Here is a 21342-nt window from a genome sequence, read left to right as displayed (position 1 = left end):
GGCGGCCCCGAACACCGCAGCCGCCCCACGCAGTGGCCCCGCGGCGCCCGGGGAGGGCAGCGCCCACCAGGCCGCCAGGCCGATGATCACTCCGGTCAGCACGGTGGACGGCCCCCCGATGTCGGCGTAGAGGAAGTCGGTCAGCTGCCACACGAACAGGCCCGTCGCGATCAGCCCGCAGTCCCGGATCCCCTCGCCGGCGGCGAGCCGGCGGAGCCCCGCGACCAGCAGCGCCGCCCAGCCGCCAGCCAGCGCGATCAGGCCGATCAGGCCCTGCTCGCTCAGGATCAGCAGGTACATGTTGTGCGGGGAGAGCAGCGGCTGGCGGATGTACGCCTGCCCCGCGCCCGCGGTGTCACTGCCGGAGGAGAGCCCCAGCGAGGAATGGCCGTCGCGGTGGGCCGGGAAGCCCTTCAGGCCCACGCCCACCGCCGGCCGCTCGCGCCACATCGACCCGGCCGCGGCCCACATCGTGTAGCGGTCGGTCACCGACTGGTCGGGGGCGCTGGAGACCTGGGTGATGGAGGTCAGCCGCTCGGCGACCATGTCGGAGCCGACGCCGAGCCCGCCCACCAGGACCACACCCGCGGCGGCGAGCGCGAGGAGCACCTTCAGTGCCCGCCGGATCCCCGCCAGCACCATCACCAGCACCGCCGCGCCGACGGTGGCGATCCACACGCCCCGGCTGAACGACAGCACCAGCGGAAGCACCAGCACCAGCGCCGCGCCCCCGGCGATCCGCCGGACCCGCTGCGGCAGCCCGGGCGCCAGCGAGACCGCGGTCGCCACGACCAGCCCGTAGGCCACCACTGTGGCCATGCCCATGACGTCGCCGGGACCGAAGGTGCCCACGGCCCGGATGTTCTGGCCCTGGTAGGAGGCCCCGGTGTGGGTCACGTACTGCACGACCCCGACCGCGCCCTGCACCAGCGCCAGGACCACGAAACACCCGGCGGCCAGCCGGAACTCCGAGGCGTCGCGCACCAGCAGCACCACGGCCGCCGGGACGAGCACGAAGACCTGGAGGTAGCGCACGAAGCCGGGCAGGGCGGCGTACGGGTCCCCCGCGGTCATCGTCGCGATCGCGAGGCCGACGGCCGGGGTGCCGAGGACGAGCACGCCCAGGGGGGTCAGGGTCCGCACCCGGCCGCGCAGCGCCTGCACCGCGCAGACGAACACCAGCAGCAGCGAGGCGGCGTCGGCCGGGCCGACCTTCCCGGAGGCGGTCGCGTCCCCCGCCGGGAGCGGCACGAGCAGGAACAGCACGGTCGCGGCCAGCGGCAGCAACGGCCAGTGCCGGCGCAGCAGTCCCGGCAGGTCGGGCCGGGTCCAGGGACCGGTGACGACGAGGCTCATCAGCTGCCCCCCAGCCGGAAGCGGAAGAAGGAGGCCGCGGTGCGGGCGAGGATCCACAGGTCCTGCCACAGCGACCAGGTGTCGATGTAGTGGTTGTCGAAGCGGGCCCGGTCCTCGATGGAGGTGTCCCCGCGCAGGCCGTTGATCTGGGCGAGGCCGGTGATGCCGACGGGCATCCGGTGGCGGGCTTCGTAGCCGGGGTGGACGGTGGAGAATTTGGCGACGAAGAAGGGCCGTTCGGGGCGCGGGCCGACGAGGCTCATGTCACCGCGCACGACGTTCCACAGCTGCGGCAGCTCGTCGAGCGAGGACTTGCGCAGGAAGGAGCCCACCGGGCTCATCCCTCGGTCGCCCGCGACGGTCCAGCGGGTGGCGGCCTCGTGCTCGTCGGCGCGCAGGGTACGGAACTTCAGCAGGGTGAAGGGGCGCCCGTACAGGCCGACCCGCTCCTGCCGGAAGATCACCCCCGGCCCGTCCCAGAGCCGTACGGCCAGTGCGCACAGGCCCATCACGGGGGCGGCGGCGATCAGCGCGACCAGGGCCAGCGCGGAGTCGATGCCCCGCTTGGCCCAGCGCTCCAGCGGCCGGGCCGGGCGCGGCAGCAGCGGCTGCACGGCGTACCCCCACAGCTGGTCGGCGGGGTGCGGGAGGCGCATCCCGGTGACCTTGGCGGTGCCGGCCGGGTCGGCGAGCCACAGCCGGCAGCCGTGGTCGTGGAAGAGCCGGACCAGGGAGGCGGTGCGCTCGTCCGCCTCGGGCGGACGGGTGAACACCGCGTGCCGCACGGAGTTCTGGATGACCGCGCGCCGGATGTCCTCGTGGGTGGCGAGGTACGGCAGGGCGCCGCTGTCGGCCTCGGCGGCGGCCGTCGTGTCGGCGAGCCCGACCGGGCGCAGCCCGAACTCGGGGTGGCCGTGCAGGGCGGCGGCCACCGCGCTCGCCCCGGCGCCGGGTCCGACGACGAGGGCGGAGGCGGGCCGGCGCACGGCCGCGCGGCGCTCGAGCTGGTTGACGAGGCCGCGTCCCGCGCAGACCAGGACGACCTGCAGGCAGAGGGCGGTGAAGAGGGCGTTCCAGCCCAGGGCCCGGGCCGGGTCGACGGCGGCCAGTACGGCGGCCGCCCCGCACCACAGGACGGCGGACCGCCCGGCCAGCGCGGGCAGTTCGAGGAACGCGGAGGGGGCGAGCCGCGGCCGGTACAGCCCGGCCTGCGCGTGCAGCGCGGCGAGCAGCAGGGGGAGGGCGGCGACGACCGGCACCGCCACGGGGGCCGGCAGTGCCGGCCCGGGCAGGGTCGTCGCGGTGAGTACGGCGGCCAGCGCGTCGGCGGTGAGCAGCGGCAGTACCCGGCCGCGGCGACGGATCCGCCGCGGGCGTAGGGCGGGCCTGGCCTGGTCCGTCCTGGGCCCGCGCGGGGGGTGGATGGCGGTCGCGGAACGGCGGGCCGCCGCGTGTGGCGCGGGCGCGAAGGCGCTGCCGCCGGCGGGCCCCGTGCCGCCCTGCCCGGTGTGCCGGGCGGGTGCGCTGTCCATCGTCATCGGCTGATGCGCTCCTGGTTCAAGGGCCGGGGCCTGCCCAGCAGTTCGTGGTACAGGCCGGTGACCGCTTCCGTGGTCCGCCGCACGTCGAAGTCGGTCCGGGCGTGCTGCCGGGCCTGCTCCCCCAGTTCGGCGAGGAGCCGCGGCTCGGCGAGCAGCCGTCCCAGGGCCTTGGCCAGCGCCGTCGGGTCCTCCGGCGGCACCAGGCACAGGCGTCCCTGGCCGGGCGGCAGGCTCTCCCGGGCGCCGCTGACGTCGGAGACCAGGACCGGGCGACCACAGGCCATGGCTTCGAGCGGGGCGAGCGCCATGCCTTCCCACCGCGACGGCAGTACAACGAGATCGGCGGCCCGAAGCCACGGTCGGATGTCGGCGGCGGCGCCCGCGAAGTGCACTCCGGACGGAGCCGTGCGGCGCAGCCGTTCGGTGTCGGGGCCGTCTCCGACGAGGGCGAGGCGGGCTCCCGGGACGGCGCCCAGCAGCTCCGGCCAGGCCCGCAGCAAGATGTCCTGCCCCTTCTGGAGGCAGATCCGGCCGACGCAGACGGCGAGCAGACCCCCGTCCACCAGGCTGCCCCGGAGGGCGTCGGGCAGCGGCAGTTCGGCGCGTGCCCGGGCCCTGTCCTGTTCGGGGTCGGGTCCGCCGGGGCGGAAGTGCTCGAGGTCCACGCCGTTGCGGATCACCGACCACCGGGCGGTGATGCCCTCGGTCTCGCCCGCGCGGCGTTCGGCCTCGCTGACACAGAGCACCCGGTCGGCCCAGCGGGCCCCGTACCGCTCCCAGCGCAGGGCGAGCGCGGCGGTGGCCCCGCCGACCGCGTCGAAGGACCAGGCGTGGGGCTGGAAGACGGTGGGCACGGCGCCGCGCGCGGCGAGCCGCCCGGCGAGTCCGGCCTTGGCGCTGTGGGTGTGCAACAGGTCGGGCCGCACCTGGCGGAGCAGCCGCCGGGCGCCGATCAGCTCGGCGGGCAGCCCGGGCCCGGGGGCCCGCCCTGCCCGCCAGGTGAGCACTTCGGCCCCGGCGGCGCGGGCGGCGTCGCCGAGGGTGCCGCCGGGCGGGCAGCCGACGACGGTGCGGAGGCCGTCGGCGGTCTGTGCGCGGACGAGGTCGATGACGACCCTGGCCACGCCGCCGTCGACGGGCTGTACGAGATGGAGGACGGTCCTGGGCTGTGCCGCCCGAGATTGTGTGGGCACGTGGAGTGGTCTCCTGCGTTCAGCGGCGCGCGTCTGTCTGAACGAAGAGCACACCGAGGAATTGACCCTGACTTTCACCCGTGAACCTGAAGTTCAGACTGCGGGCGCCACCGGACAGAGCGGGACTCAGGTCGAACACGTCCGCGTCATATCCGAGATTATTCATATGTTCGGGCTGTCGCACGAACGGCCGGTCTCCGAATTCCGTGATCGTGGAATTCATGACATCATTAAAAGGATTATCTCCGTCGCTGAGGCTCACCCGGCGCCCGCTGTCGGCCGTCACGGTGAGTGAATCGCCGAGGGTTCCCCGGTCCCCGTCGTACGCGACCACCCCGACCCGGCCCGCGGACCCGGCCGGCGCGTCCAGGCCCTCGATCTCGACCGTTCCGTCGCCCGCTGGGGCGGCGATCCCCTCGAAGCCGTCCCACAGCGAGATCCGGCGGACCGGCTCCTGCGGGTGCTCGTAGGCGACGACCAGCGTCCAGCCGCCCCAGGCCCCCACCTCGGAGTGGCCCATGGCGATGTTGAGCTGGGCCACCGTCCACATGCCGGCGCCGCCCTTGCGGACCAGCGGGGTCACGTCGGCGGAGGCTTGGTAGGCATCGCTGCCCGCGTCCGTGCGGTGGCCCATCACCGTGTCGGCGAGGACCTCCTTGTACTCGCCGCTGGGCTCGGCGACCAGCACCCGGCCGTTGTCCTCCGGCGGCTTCTGCTCGCCCACCCGCAGGTTCCCGCCCCAGTAGAGCCGGGCGTACGAGACCTTCGCGCCCTGGGGGACCTTGAGCTCGGCGCGGGTGGAGTTGTAGGTGTCGGGGTCCTTGTCGACCTCGCTGTAGAACATCTCGAAGTCGCTGTTGACGCCGGCGGCGCCGCGCTTGACCTCGGCGCACGGCTCGGCCTGAGGGGACTCCTCCTTGCGGCAGCTGATGCCGGAGTTGGAGGCCCGTACCAGTCCGCCGTGCTGCACGGCCTGGTAACGCTGGGTGAACGGTACCCGTGGCAGCTCCTTGGGACCGGGCGCCGCCCCGGCCGCCGGGGCGTTCACGGAAAGGGTCAGGCAGGACAGCAGACCGAACGTGCCGAGGATTCTGCGGGAGGAACCCATGACCCTGTCTCCATTTTCGATCAAGGGGACAAAACAGGAGTGAACTTTGGCAGAAATCGGGCGGGAAATCACGCCGGACTCGCTCGTACGGCCTTTTGGGCGATGGCACGCACCCTCGGAACGGGCGGGTCGTTATGCGGTGCACCATTGTCCGAACCGAAAGGAAATGCGGAGATGAAGAAGAGGCTGGTGCGCGGCACCACCGTCGCCGTCGCGGGCGCCGCCGTGCTGATGGGCGGCGCGGGCCTCGCCTCCGCGTACGGCGGGGACGGAGCCACCGCCGGCGGCGTCACCGCCGGGTCCCCCGGCGTCCTGTCCGGCAACCTGCTCCAGGTTCCGGTGCACGTCCCGGTCAACGTCTGCGGCAACACCGTGAACGTCATCGGTGCGCTGAACCCCGCGTTCGGCAACGTCTGCGTGAACGCCTGACCGTCAACCGCATCGGCCGAAACGGCTGCATCCGGGTGAATGCACGCAACCCGAGCCGGGTCCGAGCCGTTGATCCGGGTGCTCCGCTACCGGGCAATCCTGCAAAAAAGGGACCACAATGATCAAGAAGATGATGGCCTCGGCCGCGGTTGCCGCCTCGGTCGTGGGCATCGGTGCCGCCATGGCGCCCCAGGCGATGGCCATCGGCAACGACGGCGGCGTCACCACCGTCCAGGGGAACGGCGCCGCGCAGATCTACGGCAACCAGGCCACCTACGGCAACATGAGCCCGCAAATGGCGCTGATCCAGGGCTCCTTCAACAAGCCTTGCATCGCCCTCCCCGCGAAGGCCAACGTGCAGTCCGTCCTGGCCCTGGTCAACATCGGCGTCCAGGACATCCCGGTCCTGTCCAACCCGCAGAACCAGCAGTGCACCGAGAACTCCACCCAGGCCAAGGGCGACGAGGCCCTCTCGCACATCCTGGACAACATTCCGGTCCTGTCCGGCAACGTGTCCCACGGCAGCTGACCCGAGCCGCGCCAGCGAGGCCGTCGCACCTTCGGGTCGCGGCGGCCTCGCCGCGTGTGGAGCCCGGCTTCCGCGCCGGCGGTAATCGGCGGAACAAATCCCGCCGGCCCGCCAAGAATTCAGCCACCGGGCATCGGAGTGAATTGCCGGAAGGTCGCCGAAAATGCGCGGTTTCCTTTTCCCGGACCAGTCGTTGTTAATTCTGCAGTGGATACGCCTCTGCGGGAAGGATCGAAATCAAAATGACGTACAAGAAGGCAGTGGTGCTGGCCGCCGGCGCCCTGATGGCAGTCGGTGCAGCCTCCCCCGCCATGGCCAACGCGGACGCCGCGGGCGTGGCCGCGGGCTCCCCCGGCGTCCTGTCCGGCAACAACGTGCAGGTGCCGATCAACATCCCGATCAACATCTGCGGCAACACCGTGAACATCGTCGCGCTGCTGAACCCGGCGTTCGGCAACGTCTGCATCAACCACTGACGAAGCGGTTGCGCCCACCAGGGCAAACCTCCTCGGGGTGGCCTCGGAGTGCACGGCGGCGCACTCCGAGGCCACCCTCGATTCAGCACCGGCCGTAGCGCCGGTAGACAGGGAAGGACCCATGCGACAGGTACTGAGCCGACAGGTACTGGGCAAGGGGATGCTCACGGCGGCGGCCGCGTCCAGCCTGCTGTCGATCGCGACCGGCGCGGCCTACGCGCACTCCGGGGCCACGGCCGAGGTCTCGCATTCACCGGGCGTGCTGGCCGGCAACAGCGTCTCGGTACCCGTCACCTTCGCACCGAACGTGTGCGGCAACAGCGTGGACGGCGGTGCGGCGCTCAACCCTGCGATGGGGAACACGTGCGCCACCACGTCCGGCTCGCACACCGGCGACGGCTACGACTACGCGCGCTACCTCAGCCCGGAGAACGCCGAGGCCTTCGAGCGGTACCTCGAGGAGCGACCGGGCCGGCACGCTGTGCCGGAGCAGCGCCAGGAGTCCCGGAACCACGAGGAGGCCCGGCCCGAGGCGCCCCGGCCCCAGGGGCCGCGGCATGCCAAGCCGCGCCACGAGGAGCCGCGCCACGAGGGCGGCTACGGCGAGGAGCAGGGCAAGGAGCACGGCGAGGAGGAGTGCGACGACCACCCCGGGGCCGCGCCGCCTCCGCCCGAGCACCACGCGCCCGCGCCCCACGAGCCGCACCCGATGCCGGAGCCCGTGGAGGAGCAGCCCGCCCCGCTGCCCGCACCGGAGCCCGTCCCGGCACCGGAGGCGCCGGCTCCCGTCGTGGACGAGGGTCCCGGCCCGCGACCGCCGCACGGGAGCCAGCCCGTGGAGCACCCGGCGCCTGTCCCCGCGCCGGCACCCGAGGTCGCACCGCCCGCCGACCAGCCGCCGGCCGCCCCCGCCGGTGACGCACCCGTCCACCTGCGCCCGGCACCGGTCCCGGTCGCCCCTGCCCCTGCCCCGGCTTCCGCCCAGGTCCGGGTCCCGGCGCAGGTTCCCGTTCCCGCTCCGGCACACGTGAGCGCGCCCGTGCTCGCGGAGACCGGCGCGGGTCAGCCCGCGGCCGCGGCGGCCCTCGCCACGGCTCTCATCCTGGGCGGCGCCATTCTGTACCGGCGGTCCCGTATCGCCTGACGACCGATAACGGTAATCAGAAGACATATCGGCCGGAGAATCCTCGTCGGATTCTCCGGCCGCTGTCATGACCGCGTTCTTCACCGCGCACTCGTTCGCGTTTCCGCAGCGGCGGGGAATCGTTACCCAGGGTGAAAGCGGCGCGACGGTCGCCGCTGACGCCGCTGCCCACGAAAAAAGAAGAGGATTTCGAATAATGAAGCTCACGAAGGTCGCCGCTGTCGTCGCCGGATCTGTCGCCGCCCTCGGCGCGTCCACCACCGCCTTCGCCGCCGAGCCCCCGGCCACGATGCCCCCCATGAGCCTGACCAGCGGAGCGACGGAGGCGCTCAACGCCGTCGGGCCGTTCACCGAGTCGGCGCCGCAGACGGCGGGCAACGCGCTGGCCGAGCAGGGCGAGGGCCTCAACAAGGCCGTGGAGACGGTCCAGAGGGTCAACCAGGTCCGCAACGAGGTGCCGGGCACCGTACTGGGCCTCGCGAACGGCGCCACCCGGACGTCCCCGCTGCTCGGCGGAGTGAAGCTCAACGGCGGCCAGGGCTGAACCGCCCCGCCTGAAACGCGTACCGACACGACTGTGGGCGCCACCGGCGAAGCCGGGGCGCCCACAGTCGGTCGTGCGGTGAACGTCAGTCGTTGAAGCAGTGGTTGCCGAACGCGGGGTTCAGCGCACCGATGACGTTCACGGTGTTGCCGCAGACGTTGACCGGGATGTGCACCGGCACCTGCAGCAGGTTGCCGGACAGGACGCCGGGGGAGCCCACGGCCGCGCCCTCGGCCTGCGAGTCGGCGGCGGCGGAACCGGCGGCACCGACCGCAGCGAGACCAGCGGTGGCCAGGACCAGGGCGGCCTTCTTGGCAGAGTTCATGGGAAGTGCACCTTCTGTTCGATGTTCTGCCCCGATCCGGGGCTCACACCGAGCGAAACGGTCCACCCTCCCATAACGACACGGCCAGGCGCACGATCAGACCTGTTCGGCTCAATTGTCATAACCGTGCGGTGGGTTCCCGGTCGTCCCGCGCCCTACGGCAGGGCGGGAAGGCCGGGGACATCCGGAATCTCGGGGATCGCGGGGAGCTCGGGGAGCTCGGGGAGCTCGGGGATCGCGGGAAGCTTCGGGACCGCGGGCACTGCGGGCGCTGCGGGCACCGCAGGAACCGCAGGCGCTGCGGGCACCGCAGGAACCGCAGGCGCTGCGGGCACCGCAGGAACCGCAGGCCCTGCGGGCACCGCAGGAACCGCGGGCACCTCAGGAACCGCGGGCACCTCAGGAACCGCAGGAACCGCGGGGATCAGATCGGACAGGTCGGGGAGCTGCAGGTCCGGGAGCTTCGGCAGCTCGATCGGCGGCAGTTTCACCCCGTCCGGCAGCAGGCCTCCCACGGACGCGAGCAGGTCCTGCAGGGTCTTGGTGAGGCCCGCGAGCAGGTCGTCGATGGGACCGGCCGCCGCCGCACGCCTCTCGATCTTGTCGACCTGCTGCTGGACGGAGGCCACTCGGCCGTTGAGCGACGCGGAGGCGTCTCCGTCCGCGGCGCCTGCGGGGGCGGCCGCGCCGGACAGTATGACGACGGCGAGGGCCGACGGGACGAGGAGGCGGGCGCGGGACGGCTTCGTGCGGCGCATGAGCGTTCCTTCTGGGTGGGGGCACACAAACGGACCCGAATGATCCGCTTCCTCACCCACCGTGCGAACACCTCGTACGGAGCGCAACCGGAACCTGAGCGCATCCGGGCTGCGTACGGGCTTCGCGCACGCGTCCGCAGGCCACTCACCCGGGCCGGGGAAAACTCGGCGCGCGCACGCCGTTTGAGTGAAGGACCGGAACCAACCCCCTGACAGGGCAGTTGACCAGGGCGCTCCATCAGCGGGCACTCGTGCGACAGAAGGATCAAGATGTTCAAGAAGTTCATGACCGCCGCCGCGGTCTCCGCCGTTGCCGTCGGCGCGGGCGCTGCTGCTGCGGCCCCGGCCATGGCGATCGGCAACGACAACGGGGTCACCACCGTCAACGGCAACGGCGCCCAGCAGATCTACGGCAACCAGAAGACCCACGGCGACCTGAGCCCGCAGCTCGGCGTGGTCCAGGGCACCCTGAACAAGCCCTGCATCGGCCTGCCGGCGAAGGTCAACGCCCAGTCGCTGCTCGCCGCGCTCAACATCGGCGTGCAGGACATCCCGATCGCGTCGAACCCGCAGAACCAGCAGTGCACCGAGAACTCCACCCAGGCCAAGGGTGACGAGACGCTCTCGCACATCCTGGACAACATCCCGATCCTGTCGGGCAACGCCTCCGTCGGCAGCTGATTTCCGCTCCCCGCCCCCTTCGGGGCGTGCGCGGGCCCCTGGGTCCGCGGAGCGAAGTGCCGAGGTGACGAGGGCCCCGGCGGCGTCCAGCCGCCGGGGCCCTCGCGCGTGCCGTGCCGTGCCGTTCCGCCCGCGGTCAGCCGGTCCAGAAGTCCCACCACCGGGTGAGGACCAGCATGCCGATCACTCCGATGTGCAGGGCGGGCGGGGCCCAGCCGAACTCGGTGAAGAAGCCCCGCACCGGGCCGGGGGCGGGGAGGGCGCGCGTGCGGACGTTGTGCGCGGTGACCGCCCAGAACATCAGCAGGGTCGCCACCCAGGCCAGGCAGCACCACAAGCAGAGCGCGTTGATCTCGTAGAGCGACTGGACCATCAGCCAGGTGCAGAAGCCCACGCCGAAGAGCGTGCCGGCGTTCAGTCCGAGCCAGAACCAGCCGCGGTGGCGGGCGCCGGCCAGCAGGCCCGCGCCGACGCAGACCACGACGGCGTACCCGACGAGCCCCAGCATCGGATTGGGGAAGCCGAAGGCCGCCGCCTGCTCGCTCTGCATCACGCTGCCGCACGAGACGACCGGGTTCAGACTGCAGGCGGGCTTGAAGTCCGGGTCCTCCAGCAGGAGGAATTTGTCGAGGGTGATCACCCAGGAGGCCAGCAGCCCGGCCGCCCCGGTGAGGGCCAGCAGCCAGGCCAACCCCTTGGGCGGGGTGTCCCGTTCGCCCTCGTGTCCACTGCGGGGCCGTTCCTGCTGGCGCGGGACGCCCACTGTATTCGTTGCCATACGGTCCATAGTCCCGCGCTCCCGCACAGAGCGGGCCCAACCATGCCCATTCGTACGCAAGTTGACCTGAAGGGGTGGCGGGAACCTCCGATGCTTCCCGGACGTTTTACCGAACCCCGGACGTGATGTCAGAGCCAGGGGTTACGTTGAGCTTCCGCGAAGTGACAAGCTGCGACGGCCTGGAGACCCACCTTGAGCGATCCGTACGAGACAACCGAGGCGCACCTCGACCGACTCCTCGGCCGCGCCCTCAACTCCTTCGACCTGCCGGACAGGTTGGTCGAGCGCCTCGGCACGGCGCTCGCCCACAGCTCTTCGCTCTACACGACCCACCACAGCCCGGCGACGGGGATCTGGCGGGAGACCCACCGGCACACCTATCTGCTGGCCGACGGCGGTTCGGTCTCCCTGTGGGAGCTGGCGTACCTGCTGGAGGGTGACCGCAGGGTCCGCCACGAGGTCTTCGCGAGCAAGGCGGAGACCTGCCTGGCGGTGTCCCGGCTCTTCGGAGAGGCCGCCGCCGGAGCGGCCCCCGATCCGGTGCTGCTGCCCGGAGACGAGGAGCCGGAGAACGACATGGCGGTGCTGAGCGAGCTCTTCGCGGACCCGGCGCCGGCCCGGCGGCACCGGGAGTACACGGTGGAGCAGTCCGCCGACCACGCCCGGCGGGTGCTGCGCCGCGCGGAGAACGGGGACCGGCCCGGTGAGCCGGTGGCGGCGCTGCTGCGGTCGGCGTACGCGCACCGGATCACGCAGGCGTTCGGCGGCCGGCAGCCCCGCTCGGACGGACGGGACGTCGGCTTCAGCCTGTACGAGCACGCCTTCGTGCTGGTGGACGGGACCGAGGTCAGCCTCTGGGAGGTCGAGCACACGGCGACGCCCGACGGACGGCACATGTGCGAGGTGTACGAGAGCGAGGCGGCCGCGCGCGGAGCCATGGAACTGCGCGCCCGCGTGCGCTGACGCTCCCGCTGAGGTCGGCAGGGCGAACCGCGCCCCGAGGGCGGCTCCTGCGGAACTGATGAAGAACGGACGGGAACTCGGCCTTCACCACGGCGGACTCACGGCCGCGCTCTACAGGGCCGCTGCGGAGATCCCCGGTGTGGTGACGGTGGACGACGCGGTCGACGCCGCGAGCCGGCGCGGGCTCGCGGTCGCCCGGCTCGACGAGCAGTCCGGCCGGCCGGCCGGCCGGAAGAGTGGATCTTCGCCAGCCAGAGCCTCGCGTTCCTCGGCGAGCGCACGGTCCAGGTGCAGGGCGAGTCCGGCGAGCAGGGCCTGATCAAGTCCGGCACGGTCGTGTTCACCGATGCCGTCATGACCCGGGCGGTCGTCGACCGGATCAAGGAGATGCCGGCCACGGCCGGCTACCGCCCGGCAGGTCACGGGGTGCGGTCCGGGCCCCCCACCCGGCCCCCTCACGGTGTGGCGGGGTCGGTGAGGGGGAGGTCCAGGGGCAGCGCGTGGGTGACGACGGTGAGCGCGACCTCGACGGGGATCGCGGCGGCGAGCCGGGCGACCGTGCCGCCGGCGTCGAGGACGACGCTGCCGCCGTCGGGGAGTTCGGCGAGCGCCGCGAGGGCGATCCGGTCCTTCTCGTCCGCGGCGGTGGCCTCCCGCTCGCCGAGGTCCGGCTCGAAGTCGAGGCGGGCGGCCGGGATGGTCCGCCGTGCACCCGGCGGACCAGGCCGGACCGGTCGAGGGCCTTGAGGTCGCGCCGTACGGTCTCGGAGGTGACCTGGAACCGGTCGGCGAGGGCGACCACGTCGACGCTGCCAGCCGCGCGGGCGAGGCGGAGGATCTCCTGGCGGCGCTCCGGTGCGTACATGTGGGTCTGCGCCCGTTCGCTGCCCGCATCTGTGACTTCCCCTCACCGTACGCCGCTTCCGGGACGGAAACAGAGGAAACGGACATGCCCACCCAGGAGGGGCGGGCATGTCCGTGGAGTGTCCCTCGGGGCAGGACGTACGCGGTCTAGGCGACCGGGACCTTCTCGGCTGCGCCGGTGCGCTCGGCGTGCTCGGCGGCACCTTCGCGCTCCTCCATCGGGAGCGCCCTGCGCGGCAGGACGAACATCACCGCGAAGATCACGACCAGAACGGCCACGACCCACCACAGCGCGCCGCGGAAGGCCTCGACGTACGGCGGACCGAAGACCATGTCGTTCTCGATCAGGCCGAAGAAGACCACGGAGGTCAGGGCCAGACCGAGCGCGTTGCCCATCTGGCCGGTGGTGTTGATCAGGCCCGAGGCGGATCCGGCGTGCTCGCGCGGCACCTCGGAGAGCACGGTGTCGTTCAGCGGGGCCACGATCAGGCCCATGCCCACACCCATGACGACCAGCGGGGCGGCCATCTGCCAGGAGGCGATCTCCATGCCGTAGTGCTGCGACTCCCAGATGTAGAGGAGCAGACCGGCGGCCATGACCAGCGCACCGGCCTGGAGCACCTTGCGGCCGAAGCGGGGGACGAGCTTCTCGACCGAGAGACCCGCGGCGACCGAGACCGCTATGGAGAACGGGATGCCGGTGAGGCCCGCGCGCAGCACGCTCCAGCCGAGGCCCATCTGCATGTACATCGTCCAGACCAGGAAGAAGATGCCGGTGGCGATGCCGAAGGTCAGCTGGACGGCGATGCCGCCGGCGAAGCTCTTGACCTTGAAGAGCGAGAGCTCGACGAGCGGGGAGCCGTCCTTCTTGATCTTGTACTTCTCGTAGGCGATGAAGGCGGCGAAGACGAACGGCGCCGCGATCATGCAGCCGAAGCCCCACAGCGGCCAGTCGTTCTCGTGGCCGTGGGTCAGCGGGAAGATCAGCAGGACCAGGGCGAGGGTGGCGAGGACGACGCCGATCAGGTCCAGGCGCAGCGCCTGCGGGGCCTTGGACTCGGCGATGAACTTGCGGCCCAGGATCACGCCCATGATGCCGACGGGCAGGTTGATCAGGAAGATCGGGCGCCAGCCGAGACCGAAGAGGTCCCACTCGATGAGCAGCGCGCCGAGCAGCGGGCCCGAAACGGCGGCGAGGCCCACGATCGCGCCGAACATGCCGAAGACCTTGCCGCGCTCCTGGGGCGGGAAGGTGACATGGATGATCGCCAGGACCTGCGGCACCATCAGGGCGGCCATGCCGCCTTGGAGGAGGCGGGCGACGACGAGCACGTCCGGGTTGGCGGCGATGCCGCAGAGCAGCGAGGCGGCGGTGAACCCGGCTATGCCGATGAGGAAGATGCGCTTGCGGCCGTAGATGTCACCGAGACGGCCGCCGGTGATCAGGCCGGCGGCGAAGGCGAGGGCATACCCCGCGGTGATCCACTGGATCGCGCTGGTGGAAGCGCCGAAGTCCTCGCGCATGGTGCGGATGGCTATGTTGACGATCGTGACGTCAACCAGGTCCATGAAGGCCGCGGTCATCACGATGGCGAGCGCCAGCCAGCGGCGGCGGTCGGCAGGTGAACTGGGTGCGTCGTGGGCTACGTCGTTCCGCTCTTCTCGTACGGGCCCGTTCTCTCTTTCGGGCGATGTCTTGGACGTCTCGGTGGTCATGGAGAGAAACCTAGACCCGATGTAGGTCAGTCAGTGTCCTATTTCGCTGGCAACCTGGATTCCATGACCGACACCCCGGCACGGCTGCTCTCCCTGCTGTCCCTCCTCCAGACCCCGCGCGAATGGCCCGGGAGCGAGCTGGCGCAGCGGCTGCGGGTCAGCGCGCGGACCATCCGGCGCGACATCGAGCGGCTCCGGGACCTCGGCTACCCGGTGGAGGCCACGCTCGGCGCGGAGGGCGGCTACCGGCTGGTGGCGGGGGCGGCGATGCCACCGCTGCTGCTCGACGACGAGGAGGCCGTGGCGATCGCGGTGGGGCTGCGGGCCGGGGCCGGGCATGCGATCGAGGGGGTCGAGGAGGCCTCCGTACGGGCCCTGGCGAAGCTGGAGCAGGTCCTGCCGTCGCGGCTGCGGCACCGGGTGAGCGCGCTGCAGTCGGCCACGATCGCGCTGACCCGGGGGGACGGGGCGAGCGTGGACCCGCGGACGCTGACCGTGATGGCGTCGGCGGTGGCGGGACCGGAGCGGCTGCGGTTCGCCTACCGGGCGGGGAACGGGGCCGAGTCGCGGCGGCTGGTGGAGCCGTACCGGCTGGTGAGCACGGGGAGCCGGTGGTACCTCGTCGCCTACGACCTGGAACGGGAGGACTGGCGGACCTTCCGGGTGGACCGGGTGTCCGAGGCCTTCGCCACGGGGGCGCGGTTCGCGGCGCGGGCGCTGCCGATGGATGCGGAGGAGTTCGTGCGGCGGGGGTTGCGGGGCGGGGAGAAACAGACGTACGTGGTGGAGGTCGACTTCGAGGCCGGGCCCGAGCAGCTGCCGGCGTGGCTGCGGAGCGCGACCCTCCCGGGCGGGGGCGGGGGCGGGCAGACCTCGGTGCGCTTCGAGAGTGCGGACGCTCCGGAGTGGATGGCGGCGCGGCTGGCGCTGACGGGGCTGCCGTTCACCGTGCGCGGGCCGGACTCCCTGGCGGCCGCCGCCGCCGCACTGGCCGCCCGGCTGACCGCGGCTGCGACCCCGTAACCGGGGCTCCGCCCCGGCCCCATGGGTGCTCCGCCCCCGGACCCCCGCTCCTCGAACGCCGGAGGGGCTGAAACGGATACCGGCAGGCGGGTGCCGTCCGCCAGGACTGCCACGTGGGGTACCTCGTACGCCGGGGTCAGGGTCGACGTGAAGACCCCGTACGGCTGGGCCGGACCCGGTGGGGTGGTGACGTGGAAGCCCGGGTAGCTGCCCAGGGCCAGTTCGACGGCCGCCGAGGTCAGGGCGCGGCCCACCCGGTCCGGGGAAGGGTCGCGGACCACCAGCCGCAGCAGGGCACTGGCCGTCTCCTCCGTCGGGGCGTCCTCGTGGTCCGTGCGGGCGAGCGTCCAGTCGGTGGTGGCCACTCCCTCCAGGACCTCGGACATCTGCGTGCGGACCAGGGCCGCCTTCGCTTCGATGTCCAGGCCGGTCAGGACGAAGACGACCTCGTTGCGCCAGCCGCCGATGCGGGTGACGCCCACCTTGAGGGTGGAGGACGGGGGTTCGCCGAGCACGCCCGAGACGCGGACGCGGTCGGGGCCGTCCCCGGAGAGGCGGACCGTGTCCAGGCGGGCGGTCACGTCGGGGCCGAGGTAGCGCACGCCCTGGGTCTCGTAGAGGAGTTGGGCGGTGACGGTGCCGGGGGTGACGGCACCGCCCGTGCCGGGGTGTTTGGTGATGACCGCCGAGCCGTCGGCGGAGATCTCCGCGAGCGGGAACCCCGGGCGGCGGACGTCGTGCGCGGTGAAGAAGGCGTAGTTGCCGCCGGTGGCCTGGGTTCCGCACTCCAGGACGTGGCCCGCGACCACCGCCCCCGCCAGCTTGTCGTAGTCGTCCGGGGCCCAGTCGAACCACCAGGCCGCCGGGCCGCTGACCAGCGCCGCGTCGGTGACCCGGCCGGTCACCACCACGTCCGCGCCGGCCCGCAGGCAGGCGGTGATCCCGGCGCCTCCGAGGTAGGCGTTGGCGGTCAGTGCCCCGTCCTCGTACGGAGTGAGGTCGTCGCCCTCGACGTGGGCCACCGCGACGGGGACGCCCACCTTGGCCGCCAGGGCCCTTACGGCGTCGGCGAGTCCTGCCGGGTTGAGGCCGCCCGCGTTCGCGACGATCCGAACGCCCCGCTCGTGCGCGAGCCCGAGCCCCTCCTCCAGCTGGCGCAGGAAGGTCTTGGCGTAGCCGAGGTCCGGGTTCTTCAGGCGGTCGCGGCCGAGGATCAGCATGGTCAGCTCGGCGAGGTAGTCCCCGGTCAGCACGTCGAGCGGGCCGCCGGTCAGCATCTCGCGCACGGCGTCGAAGCGGTCTCCGTAGAAGCCGGAGGCGTTGCCGATGAGGAGGGGGCGGCCGGCAGGGGGCCGGCCGGCGGGGGGCCCGGGCGTCATCGGGCGGCCCCCGGCTTCCGCCCGGTGCCCGCCGGGCCGGCGAAGGCCTGGGCGATGTCAAGCCAGCGGTCCGCGTCCGGGCCGATCGCGGTGAGGGCCAGGTCGGCGCGGTGGGCCCGCTGGGTCACCAGGAGGCAGAAGTCGAGCGCCGGGCCGGTGATCCGCTGCGGGGCGTCCGGCGGCCCGTACGTCCACACCCCGGCGCCGTCGGGGGCCGTCAGCTCGACCCGGAACTCCTCTGCGGGCGCGGGCAGTCCGCGTACCGCATGGGCGTAGTCGCGGGCCCGGACGCCGATCCGCGCCACGTGCCGCAGCCGCACGGTCGGGGTGCGGCGCACGCCGAGCGCGTCGGCGACGTCCTGGCCGTGCGCCCAGGTCTCCATCAGCCGGGCGCTCGCCATGGAGGCGGCCTTCATCGGCGGCCCGTACCAGGGGAAGCGGGTGTCGGGCGAGGCTGCGGCGAGCGCCTCGTCGAGGGCGGCGCGCGTGGCCCGCCAGCGGACGAGCAGTTCGGCGGGCGGCAGTGCCGCGCCTTCCTCGGCTCCCTCGTCGACGAAGGAGTCGGGGGCCTTCAGGGCCTCCTCGACCATGAGGCCGAAGCCGGTGGCGTCGGTGAGGGAGAGCAGTGAGGCCCGGTCGGTCCAGTGCAGGTGGGCGATCTGGTGGGCGATGCTCCAGCCGGCTGCGGGGGTGGGGCGCGCCCAGTCGGCGGCAGGCAACTCCCCTACCAGTGCTTCGAGTTCACGGCCCTCCTCGCGCAGATCGGCAAAGACGGCGACGGCGGCGTCGACGGCGGACGGATCGGGCACGGTGCGCTCCCCTCTCGGCGTGAGGGAAGACTGGCAGCACCCGATAAAACAATCAAGCACGCTTGCATGATTTTCTCGGGAGGCGGCGCCTTCCCGCCACCCGCACCAAAGCGCCGCAACAGAAGGGGAGTTGCCGCGCCGCCCCCGTCGGCCGCAGGTCCCGCGACGCGGAGCGGCAGCGGTGTCCGCCGGGCACGGAGGGGGCGATTCAGGCCGTAAGCCGGAAACTCCGGGATACGTCACCGGATGTCCCGTCGATACTGAACGTTCCGCTCCGGGCCCGGGCGCGCGCACCACGTTCGATCCACGACGAAGAGGATGGACTGACGTGACTCCAGCCGCCCAACCCCCCTTCTCCCTCTATCCCGAACTCGACGCCACCGCCCTCAGCGCCTTCGTCGCCGCCCTGGAGAGCGGCGACGTCACCGGCCTCGCCCCCGCCCGCGCGGCGGAGGTCGCCGAGGTCCGCGCCCTCGCCGTGTTCACCCGCGGCAAGGTGACCGGCGCCGACGGGGACCTCCTCGACGCAGCACTCTGGCGGCACACCGGGGCCCAGCCGCGCCCGGTGATCGTCATGCCCTCGCCCTGGACCAGCCTCGGCTGGCTCCCGTACGTCGTCCAGGCCAGCCTGTTCGCGGCCCGCGGCTACAACGTCCTCGCCTACTCCGCCCGCGGCTTCGCCGGCTCCGAGGGCCAGGCCGACGTGGCCGGCCCGCTCGACGTCGCCGACGGCAGCCGGGCCCTGGACCACCTCATCGAGCGCAGCTCCGGCCCGGTGACCAGGATCGGCTTCCTCGGGGACTCGTACGGCTCCGGCATCAGCCAGCTCGTCGCCGCGCACGACACCCGCGTCGACGCCGTGGTCGCGCTCAGCAGCTGGGGCGACCTCGGGGAGGCGTTCTACGAGAACTCCACCCGCCACCTCGCCGCCGTACGGGCCCTGCTCAAGGCGGCCGCGAAGGCGCGGCTGAGCCCGCAGACCCACAGCGTCTTCGACAACGTCCTCGGCAACCGCGACATACCCGGCACCCTGCGCTGGGCGGAGACGCGCTCGCCCTTCAGCCACATCAAGGAGCTCAACCGCCGCCAGGTGCCGGTGTTCTTCTCGCACGCCTGGCACGAGACGCTCTTCCCGCCCAACCAGACCCTGAAGATGTTCAACGAGCTGACCGGCCCCAAGCGCCTCGCCGTCTCCGTCGGCGACCACTCCGGGCCGGAGATGACCGGCATGCTCGGCCTGCCGAACCGGATCTGGACGGACGCCCACCGCTGGTTCGACCACCACCTCAAGGGGATCGACAACGGCATCGGCGCCGAGGGCCAGGTGCTCGGCGAGGTCATGTGGAGCAACACCCTCGAACCCCGCCCCAGCTGGCCCTCGCTCACCGAGAGCGTGCAACGGCTGCACCTGGCCGACGGCGGGGAACTGGCCGAGCAGCCGCAGGCCGGCTGGACCGCGACCGTGGTGTGCGGGGTGGACACCCCCGCGGCCGTCGCCGACAAGGTCGTCGAGTCCGGGTACGACGAGATCGCCGGCCGCCCGAAGGTCTACCCGACCGACGACATCGACCGCACCGTCGCCGCCGTGTGGGAAGCGGACCCGGCCGCGGAGACCGTCCGGCTGCGCGGCACTCCGCGGCTGCGCGTGACGTACCGGGCGGCGAACCCCGGCTCCACCTTCGTCGCGTACCTCCTCGACGCGGCCCCCGACGGCGCGGCCCACCTCGTCACGCACGCCCCGTACACCGACGCCGACTCCCCGCCCGACAGCCTGATCAGCGCGGACATCGACCTCCAGGCGACGGCGTACGACGTGCCGCGCGGCCACCGCCTGATGCTGGTGATCGACGCTCGCGACCCGTTCTACGGCGACGCCAACCTGCCGCGCGCGACGCTGGCCTTCACCTCGCCCGAGGCGACGCCCTCCTACCTGGACCTGCCGCTCGGCTGACAGCCGTACGCCCGCCCCGCCGGTCTCCCGCGGCCGGCGGGGCGGGCGTGGAAACCCAGGAGAAAAAGCTTTCCCCGACCGGTCACACTCCTGCGTTCCCCCGGGTCAGTGGAGTGAAGGGCACGCAGAGAGCAGCCGAGCAGAGGGAGCCCCAATCATGTCCACCACCGCCACCGTCGTCACCCTGGTCGCCGCTTTCATGGCCGGTTTCTCCGGCGCCTCGATCTTCTTCGGCGCCAAGTTCACCGTCGAGCCGCTCGCCGAGTACGGCGTCCCGCGCAGCTGGTGGAACCGGCTCGCCACCGCCAAGGTCGCCGGCGCCGCCGGCCTGGTCGTGGGGCTCTGGATCCCGGCCGTCGGCATCGCCGCCGCCATCGGCCTGGTCCTCTACTTCACCGGCGCCGTCATCACCGTCCTGCGCGCCCGCTCCTACGCCCACGTCACCTTCCCAATGATCTACGCCGCTCCGGCGGCCGTGGCCCTCGCCCTCGGCTTCTGAGCGCGGCGGCCTCCGGGACCGCTACACGCAGACCGGCCCCGGTGCGGCCGTCGCCGTGGCGCGCAGGAGGTCGCGCAGGAGGTCGAAGTCGACCTTGGCCGGGTTGCGGAAGCGGAGGCAGGCCTTGCCCATGTCGTGGGCGGCCAGGCGGTCCTCGAAGGCGTCCCGCACGTCCGTGCGCAGCAGGTAGAAGGAGATGTACTGCTTCTGGTTCGCCCAGGCGATCTCCGCGACGGTCGCGCCCGGCCGCACGTAGGCGGGCATCCCGTACGCGATGACCTCCTCGAAGTCCGTCAGTTCCGCGAGGCACAGTTCCCGCAGGCTGGTGAGGGCGGGGCGGCGGGCCTCGGGGGCCTCGGCCAGGTAGGTGACGACGTCCATCAGACGGCCTGCTTCCTGATCTGGGAGCGGACCGCGCCCATGCTGGCCGCGATCACGAGGGCGATGGCCAGGGCGTCCAGCGCGGACATGGCCTGGTTCAGGACGAGGAAGCCCGCGGTGGCGGCGATGGCCGGCTCCAGGCTCATCAGGATCGCGAAGGTCGGGGCCGGCATCCGCCGCAGGGCGAGCATTTCCAGCGTGTAGGGCAGGACCGAGGACAGTACGGCCACACCGACGCCCAGCGCGAGGGTGCTCGGCACCAGCAGGTCCGAGCCGGCGCCGACGATGCCCAGCGGCAGCGAGAGCACCGCGGCCACGGCCATCGCCAGGGCCAGACCGTCCGCCTGCGGGAAGCGACGGCCCGTACGCGCGCTGAACACGATGTACGCCGCCCACATCGCGCCCGCCCCGAGCGCGTAGGCCGCGCCCAGCGGGTCGAGGGAGCCGAAGCCGAGGCCGCCCCCGCCGTGTCCGGAGAGCAGGACCACGCCGCCGAGGGCGAGGCCGGCCCACAGGACGTTCACCAGGCGCCGGGAGACGAAGACGGACAGGGCCAGCGGCCCGAGCACCTCCAGGGTGACGGCCGGGCCGAGCGGGATCCGGTCGATGGCCTGGTAGAAGAGCCCGTTCATGCCGGCCAGGGCGACGCCGAAAGCGAGGACCGTGCCCCAGTCGGAGCGGCAGTATCCGCGGACCTTGGGCCGGCACAGGAGCAGCAGCACGACCGCGGCGGCCGCGAGGCGCAGGGTGACCACGCCCGCCGCACCCGCCCTCGGCATGATCATGACCGCGAGGGCGGCGCCGAACTGCACCGAGATCCCCGCCGAGATCACCAGCGCGACCGGCCCGAGACCACGGCCGCGGCCCTCGGCGGGCAGCGGGGCCGATACGGGGG

22 protein-coding genes and 2 pseudogenes are annotated in these 21342 nt (G+C 72.5%); 10 read left to right on the top strand and 14 right to left on the bottom strand.

The genetic code is table 11. The features are described from left to right. The 4 genes from PV721_RS27465 to PV721_RS27450 all read right to left on the bottom strand — a co-directional run. The coding region (locus tag PV721_RS27465; RefSeq protein WP_319728621.1) for an O-antigen ligase family protein at positions 1 to 1356 on the bottom strand (1356 nt) is incomplete at its 3' end. Next, the gene (locus PV721_RS27460; RefSeq protein ID WP_416371193.1) at positions 1356 to 2894 is read right to left on the bottom strand and encodes an exopolysaccharide biosynthesis polyprenyl glycosylphosphotransferase; all 1539 of its coding nucleotides are present in this window, start codon (positions 2892 to 2894) and stop codon (positions 1356 to 1358) included. The genes PV721_RS27465 and PV721_RS27460, both read right to left, overlap by 1 nt. Then, positions 2891 to 4090 (bottom strand): glycosyltransferase, encoded by a 1200-nt coding sequence (locus tag PV721_RS27455; RefSeq protein WP_319728619.1) that lies wholly within the window; start codon positions 4088 to 4090, stop codon positions 2891 to 2893. Before PV721_RS27455 ends, PV721_RS27460 begins: the two co-directional genes overlap by 4 nt. 19 nt (positions 4091 to 4109) lie before the next feature. Next, the gene (locus tag PV721_RS27450; RefSeq protein ID WP_416371192.1) at positions 4110 to 5198 is read right to left on the bottom strand and encodes a DUF3344 domain-containing protein; all 1089 of its coding nucleotides are present in this window, start codon (positions 5196 to 5198) and stop codon (positions 4110 to 4112) included. Positions 5199 to 5372: 174 nt separating this feature from the next. Here PV721_RS27450 and PV721_RS27445 point away from each other — a divergent pair, with 174 nt between their 5' ends. The 5 genes from PV721_RS27445 to PV721_RS27425 all read left to right on the top strand — a co-directional run bounded on the left by PV721_RS27445 (position 5373) and on the right by PV721_RS27425 (position 8320). Further along, positions 5373 to 5627, top strand: coding sequence for a chaplin (locus PV721_RS27445; protein ID WP_319728616.1), 255 nt, complete (start codon positions 5373 to 5375; stop codon positions 5625 to 5627). A 118-nt stretch (positions 5628 to 5745) separates the two neighbouring features. Continuing rightward, a complete protein-coding gene (locus PV721_RS27440; RefSeq protein ID WP_319728615.1) occupies positions 5746 to 6156 on the top strand; it encodes a rodlin in 411 nt (136 codons plus the stop codon). Positions 6157 to 6398: 242 nt separating this feature from the next. Next, positions 6399 to 6632 (top strand): chaplin, encoded by a 234-nt coding sequence (locus PV721_RS27435; RefSeq protein ID WP_319728612.1) that lies wholly within the window; start codon positions 6399 to 6401, stop codon positions 6630 to 6632. Between the two features lie 121 nt (positions 6633 to 6753). Then, complete coding sequence (locus PV721_RS27430; protein WP_319728610.1) at positions 6754 to 7776, top strand: chaplin; 1023 nt, start codon at positions 6754 to 6756, stop codon at positions 7774 to 7776. Positions 7777 to 7972: 196 nt separating this feature from the next. Then, positions 7973 to 8320, top strand: coding sequence for a hypothetical protein (locus PV721_RS27425; protein WP_319728609.1), 348 nt, complete (start codon positions 7973 to 7975; stop codon positions 8318 to 8320). A gap of 85 nt (positions 8321 to 8405) precedes the next feature. Here PV721_RS27425 and PV721_RS27420 read toward each other — a convergent pair whose 3' ends face one another. Further along, complete coding sequence (locus PV721_RS27420; protein WP_319728608.1) at positions 8406 to 8645, bottom strand: chaplin; 240 nt, start codon at positions 8643 to 8645, stop codon at positions 8406 to 8408. A gap of 155 nt (positions 8646 to 8800) precedes the next feature. Beyond that, the gene (locus tag PV721_RS27415) at positions 8801 to 9403 is read right to left on the bottom strand and encodes a hypothetical protein (protein WP_319728606.1); all 603 of its coding nucleotides are present in this window, start codon (positions 9401 to 9403) and stop codon (positions 8801 to 8803) included. 270 nt (positions 9404 to 9673) lie between these two features. On the opposite strand from PV721_RS27415, the gene PV721_RS27410 reads away from it, so the two are divergent. Further along, on the top strand, positions 9674 to 10084 hold the full coding sequence (locus PV721_RS27410; protein WP_319728604.1) for a rodlin: 411 nt from the start codon (positions 9674 to 9676) through the stop codon (positions 10082 to 10084). A gap of 136 nt (positions 10085 to 10220) precedes the next feature. On the opposite strand, the gene PV721_RS27405 is transcribed toward PV721_RS27410, so the two are convergent. Next, complete coding sequence (locus PV721_RS27405) at positions 10221 to 10862, bottom strand: vitamin K epoxide reductase family protein (RefSeq protein ID WP_319728602.1); 642 nt, start codon at positions 10860 to 10862, stop codon at positions 10221 to 10223. Positions 10863 to 11054: 192 nt separating this feature from the next. Between PV721_RS27405 and PV721_RS27400 the strand changes: the two genes are divergently transcribed. Continuing rightward, positions 11055 to 11825, top strand: coding sequence for a DUF6227 family protein (locus PV721_RS27400; RefSeq protein ID WP_319728599.1), 771 nt, complete (start codon positions 11055 to 11057; stop codon positions 11823 to 11825). 111 nt (positions 11826 to 11936) lie between these two features. Here the strand turns inward: PV721_RS27400 and PV721_RS27395 are convergent, their stop codons facing one another. From PV721_RS27395 to PV721_RS27385, 3 genes and pseudogenes are all read right to left on the bottom strand, one after another. Beyond that, positions 11937 to 12248 (bottom strand): hypothetical protein, encoded by a 312-nt coding sequence (locus PV721_RS27395; RefSeq protein WP_319728597.1) that lies wholly within the window; start codon positions 12246 to 12248, stop codon positions 11937 to 11939. 47 nt (positions 12249 to 12295) lie between these two features. Further along, positions 12296 to 12690, bottom strand: a pseudogene (locus PV721_RS27390) (DeoR/GlpR family DNA-binding transcription regulator); the annotation flags it as partial. 146 nt (positions 12691 to 12836) lie between these two features. Beyond that, positions 12837 to 14405: an MFS transporter gene (locus PV721_RS27385; RefSeq protein WP_319728595.1), complete on the bottom strand. Its 1569-nt coding sequence runs from the start codon at positions 14403 to 14405 to the stop codon at positions 12837 to 12839. A gap of 63 nt (positions 14406 to 14468) precedes the next feature. Between PV721_RS27385 and PV721_RS27380 the strand changes: the two genes are divergently transcribed. Further along, on the top strand, positions 14469 to 15428 hold the full coding sequence (locus tag PV721_RS27380; protein WP_319728593.1) for a YafY family protein: 960 nt from the start codon (positions 14469 to 14471) through the stop codon (positions 15426 to 15428). Between the two features lie 80 nt (positions 15429 to 15508). On the opposite strand, the pseudogene PV721_RS27375 reads toward PV721_RS27380, so the two are convergent. Next, a pseudogene (locus PV721_RS27375) lies at positions 15509 to 16807 on the bottom strand (acyclic terpene utilization AtuA family protein); the annotation flags it as partial. Next, the gene (locus PV721_RS27370) at positions 16804 to 17616 is read right to left on the bottom strand and encodes a TIGR03084 family metal-binding protein (protein WP_319728592.1); all 813 of its coding nucleotides are present in this window, start codon (positions 17614 to 17616) and stop codon (positions 16804 to 16806) included. The gene PV721_RS27370 and the pseudogene PV721_RS27375, both read right to left, overlap by 4 nt. A 328-nt stretch (positions 17617 to 17944) precedes the next feature. Here PV721_RS27370 and PV721_RS27365 point away from each other — a divergent pair, with 328 nt between their 5' ends. Both PV721_RS27365 and PV721_RS27360 read left to right on the top strand, forming a co-directional pair. Further along, the gene (locus PV721_RS27365) at positions 17945 to 19567 is read left to right on the top strand and encodes a CocE/NonD family hydrolase (RefSeq protein WP_319728589.1); all 1623 of its coding nucleotides are present in this window, start codon (positions 17945 to 17947) and stop codon (positions 19565 to 19567) included. A gap of 157 nt (positions 19568 to 19724) precedes the next feature. Then, complete coding sequence (locus PV721_RS27360; protein WP_319728587.1) at positions 19725 to 20066, top strand: DoxX family protein; 342 nt, start codon at positions 19725 to 19727, stop codon at positions 20064 to 20066. 21 nt (positions 20067 to 20087) lie between these two features. Here PV721_RS27360 and PV721_RS27355 read toward each other — a convergent pair whose 3' ends face one another. Then, positions 20088 to 20447 (bottom strand): DUF1801 domain-containing protein, encoded by a 360-nt coding sequence (locus PV721_RS27355; RefSeq protein WP_319728585.1) that lies wholly within the window; start codon positions 20445 to 20447, stop codon positions 20088 to 20090. Next, positions 20447 to 21325 (bottom strand): EamA family transporter, encoded by an 879-nt coding sequence (locus tag PV721_RS27350; protein ID WP_319728622.1) that lies wholly within the window; start codon positions 21323 to 21325, stop codon positions 20447 to 20449. Before PV721_RS27350 ends, PV721_RS27355 begins: the two co-directional genes overlap by 1 nt. Positions 21326 to 21342 lie beyond the last annotated feature (17 nt).

Origin of the sequence: Streptomyces sp. MB09-01, from assembly GCF_033794505.1 — a bacterium.
Classification (GTDB): domain Bacteria; phylum Actinomycetota; class Actinomycetes; order Streptomycetales; family Streptomycetaceae; genus Streptomyces.
Note: the sequence above shows the minus strand (reverse complement) of the source record. Positions and strands in the feature narration are given on the sequence as shown.

Coding starts and splice junctions, on each gene's coding strand:
- PV721_RS27460 (WP_416371193.1), bottom strand. CDS start 2,894: ATGACGATGGACAGCGCACCCGCCCGGCACACCGGGCAGGGCGGCACG.
- PV721_RS27450 (WP_416371192.1), bottom strand. CDS start 5,198: ATGGGTTCCTCCCGCAGAATCCTCGGCACGTTCGGTCTGCTGTCCTGC.
- PV721_RS27445 (WP_319728616.1), top strand. CDS start 5,373: ATGAAGAAGAGGCTGGTGCGCGGCACCACCGTCGCCGTCGCGGGCGCC.
- PV721_RS27440 (WP_319728615.1), top strand. CDS start 5,746: ATGATCAAGAAGATGATGGCCTCGGCCGCGGTTGCCGCCTCGGTCGTG.
- PV721_RS27435 (WP_319728612.1), top strand. CDS start 6,399: ATGACGTACAAGAAGGCAGTGGTGCTGGCCGCCGGCGCCCTGATGGCA.
- PV721_RS27430 (WP_319728610.1), top strand. CDS start 6,754: ATGCGACAGGTACTGAGCCGACAGGTACTGGGCAAGGGGATGCTCACG.
- PV721_RS27425 (WP_319728609.1), top strand. CDS start 7,973: ATGAAGCTCACGAAGGTCGCCGCTGTCGTCGCCGGATCTGTCGCCGCC.
- PV721_RS27420 (WP_319728608.1), bottom strand. CDS start 8,645: ATGAACTCTGCCAAGAAGGCCGCCCTGGTCCTGGCCACCGCTGGTCTC.
- PV721_RS27415 (WP_319728606.1), bottom strand. CDS start 9,403: ATGCGCCGCACGAAGCCGTCCCGCGCCCGCCTCCTCGTCCCGTCGGCC.
- PV721_RS27410 (WP_319728604.1), top strand. CDS start 9,674: ATGTTCAAGAAGTTCATGACCGCCGCCGCGGTCTCCGCCGTTGCCGTC.
- PV721_RS27405 (WP_319728602.1), bottom strand. CDS start 10,862: ATGGCAACGAATACAGTGGGCGTCCCGCGCCAGCAGGAACGGCCCCGC.
- PV721_RS27385 (WP_319728595.1), bottom strand. CDS start 14,405: ATGACCACCGAGACGTCCAAGACATCGCCCGAAAGAGAGAACGGGCCC.
- PV721_RS27380 (WP_319728593.1), top strand. CDS start 14,469: ATGACCGACACCCCGGCACGGCTGCTCTCCCTGCTGTCCCTCCTCCAG.
- PV721_RS27360 (WP_319728587.1), top strand. CDS start 19,725: ATGTCCACCACCGCCACCGTCGTCACCCTGGTCGCCGCTTTCATGGCC.
- PV721_RS27355 (WP_319728585.1), bottom strand. CDS start 20,447: ATGGACGTCGTCACCTACCTGGCCGAGGCCCCCGAGGCCCGCCGCCCC.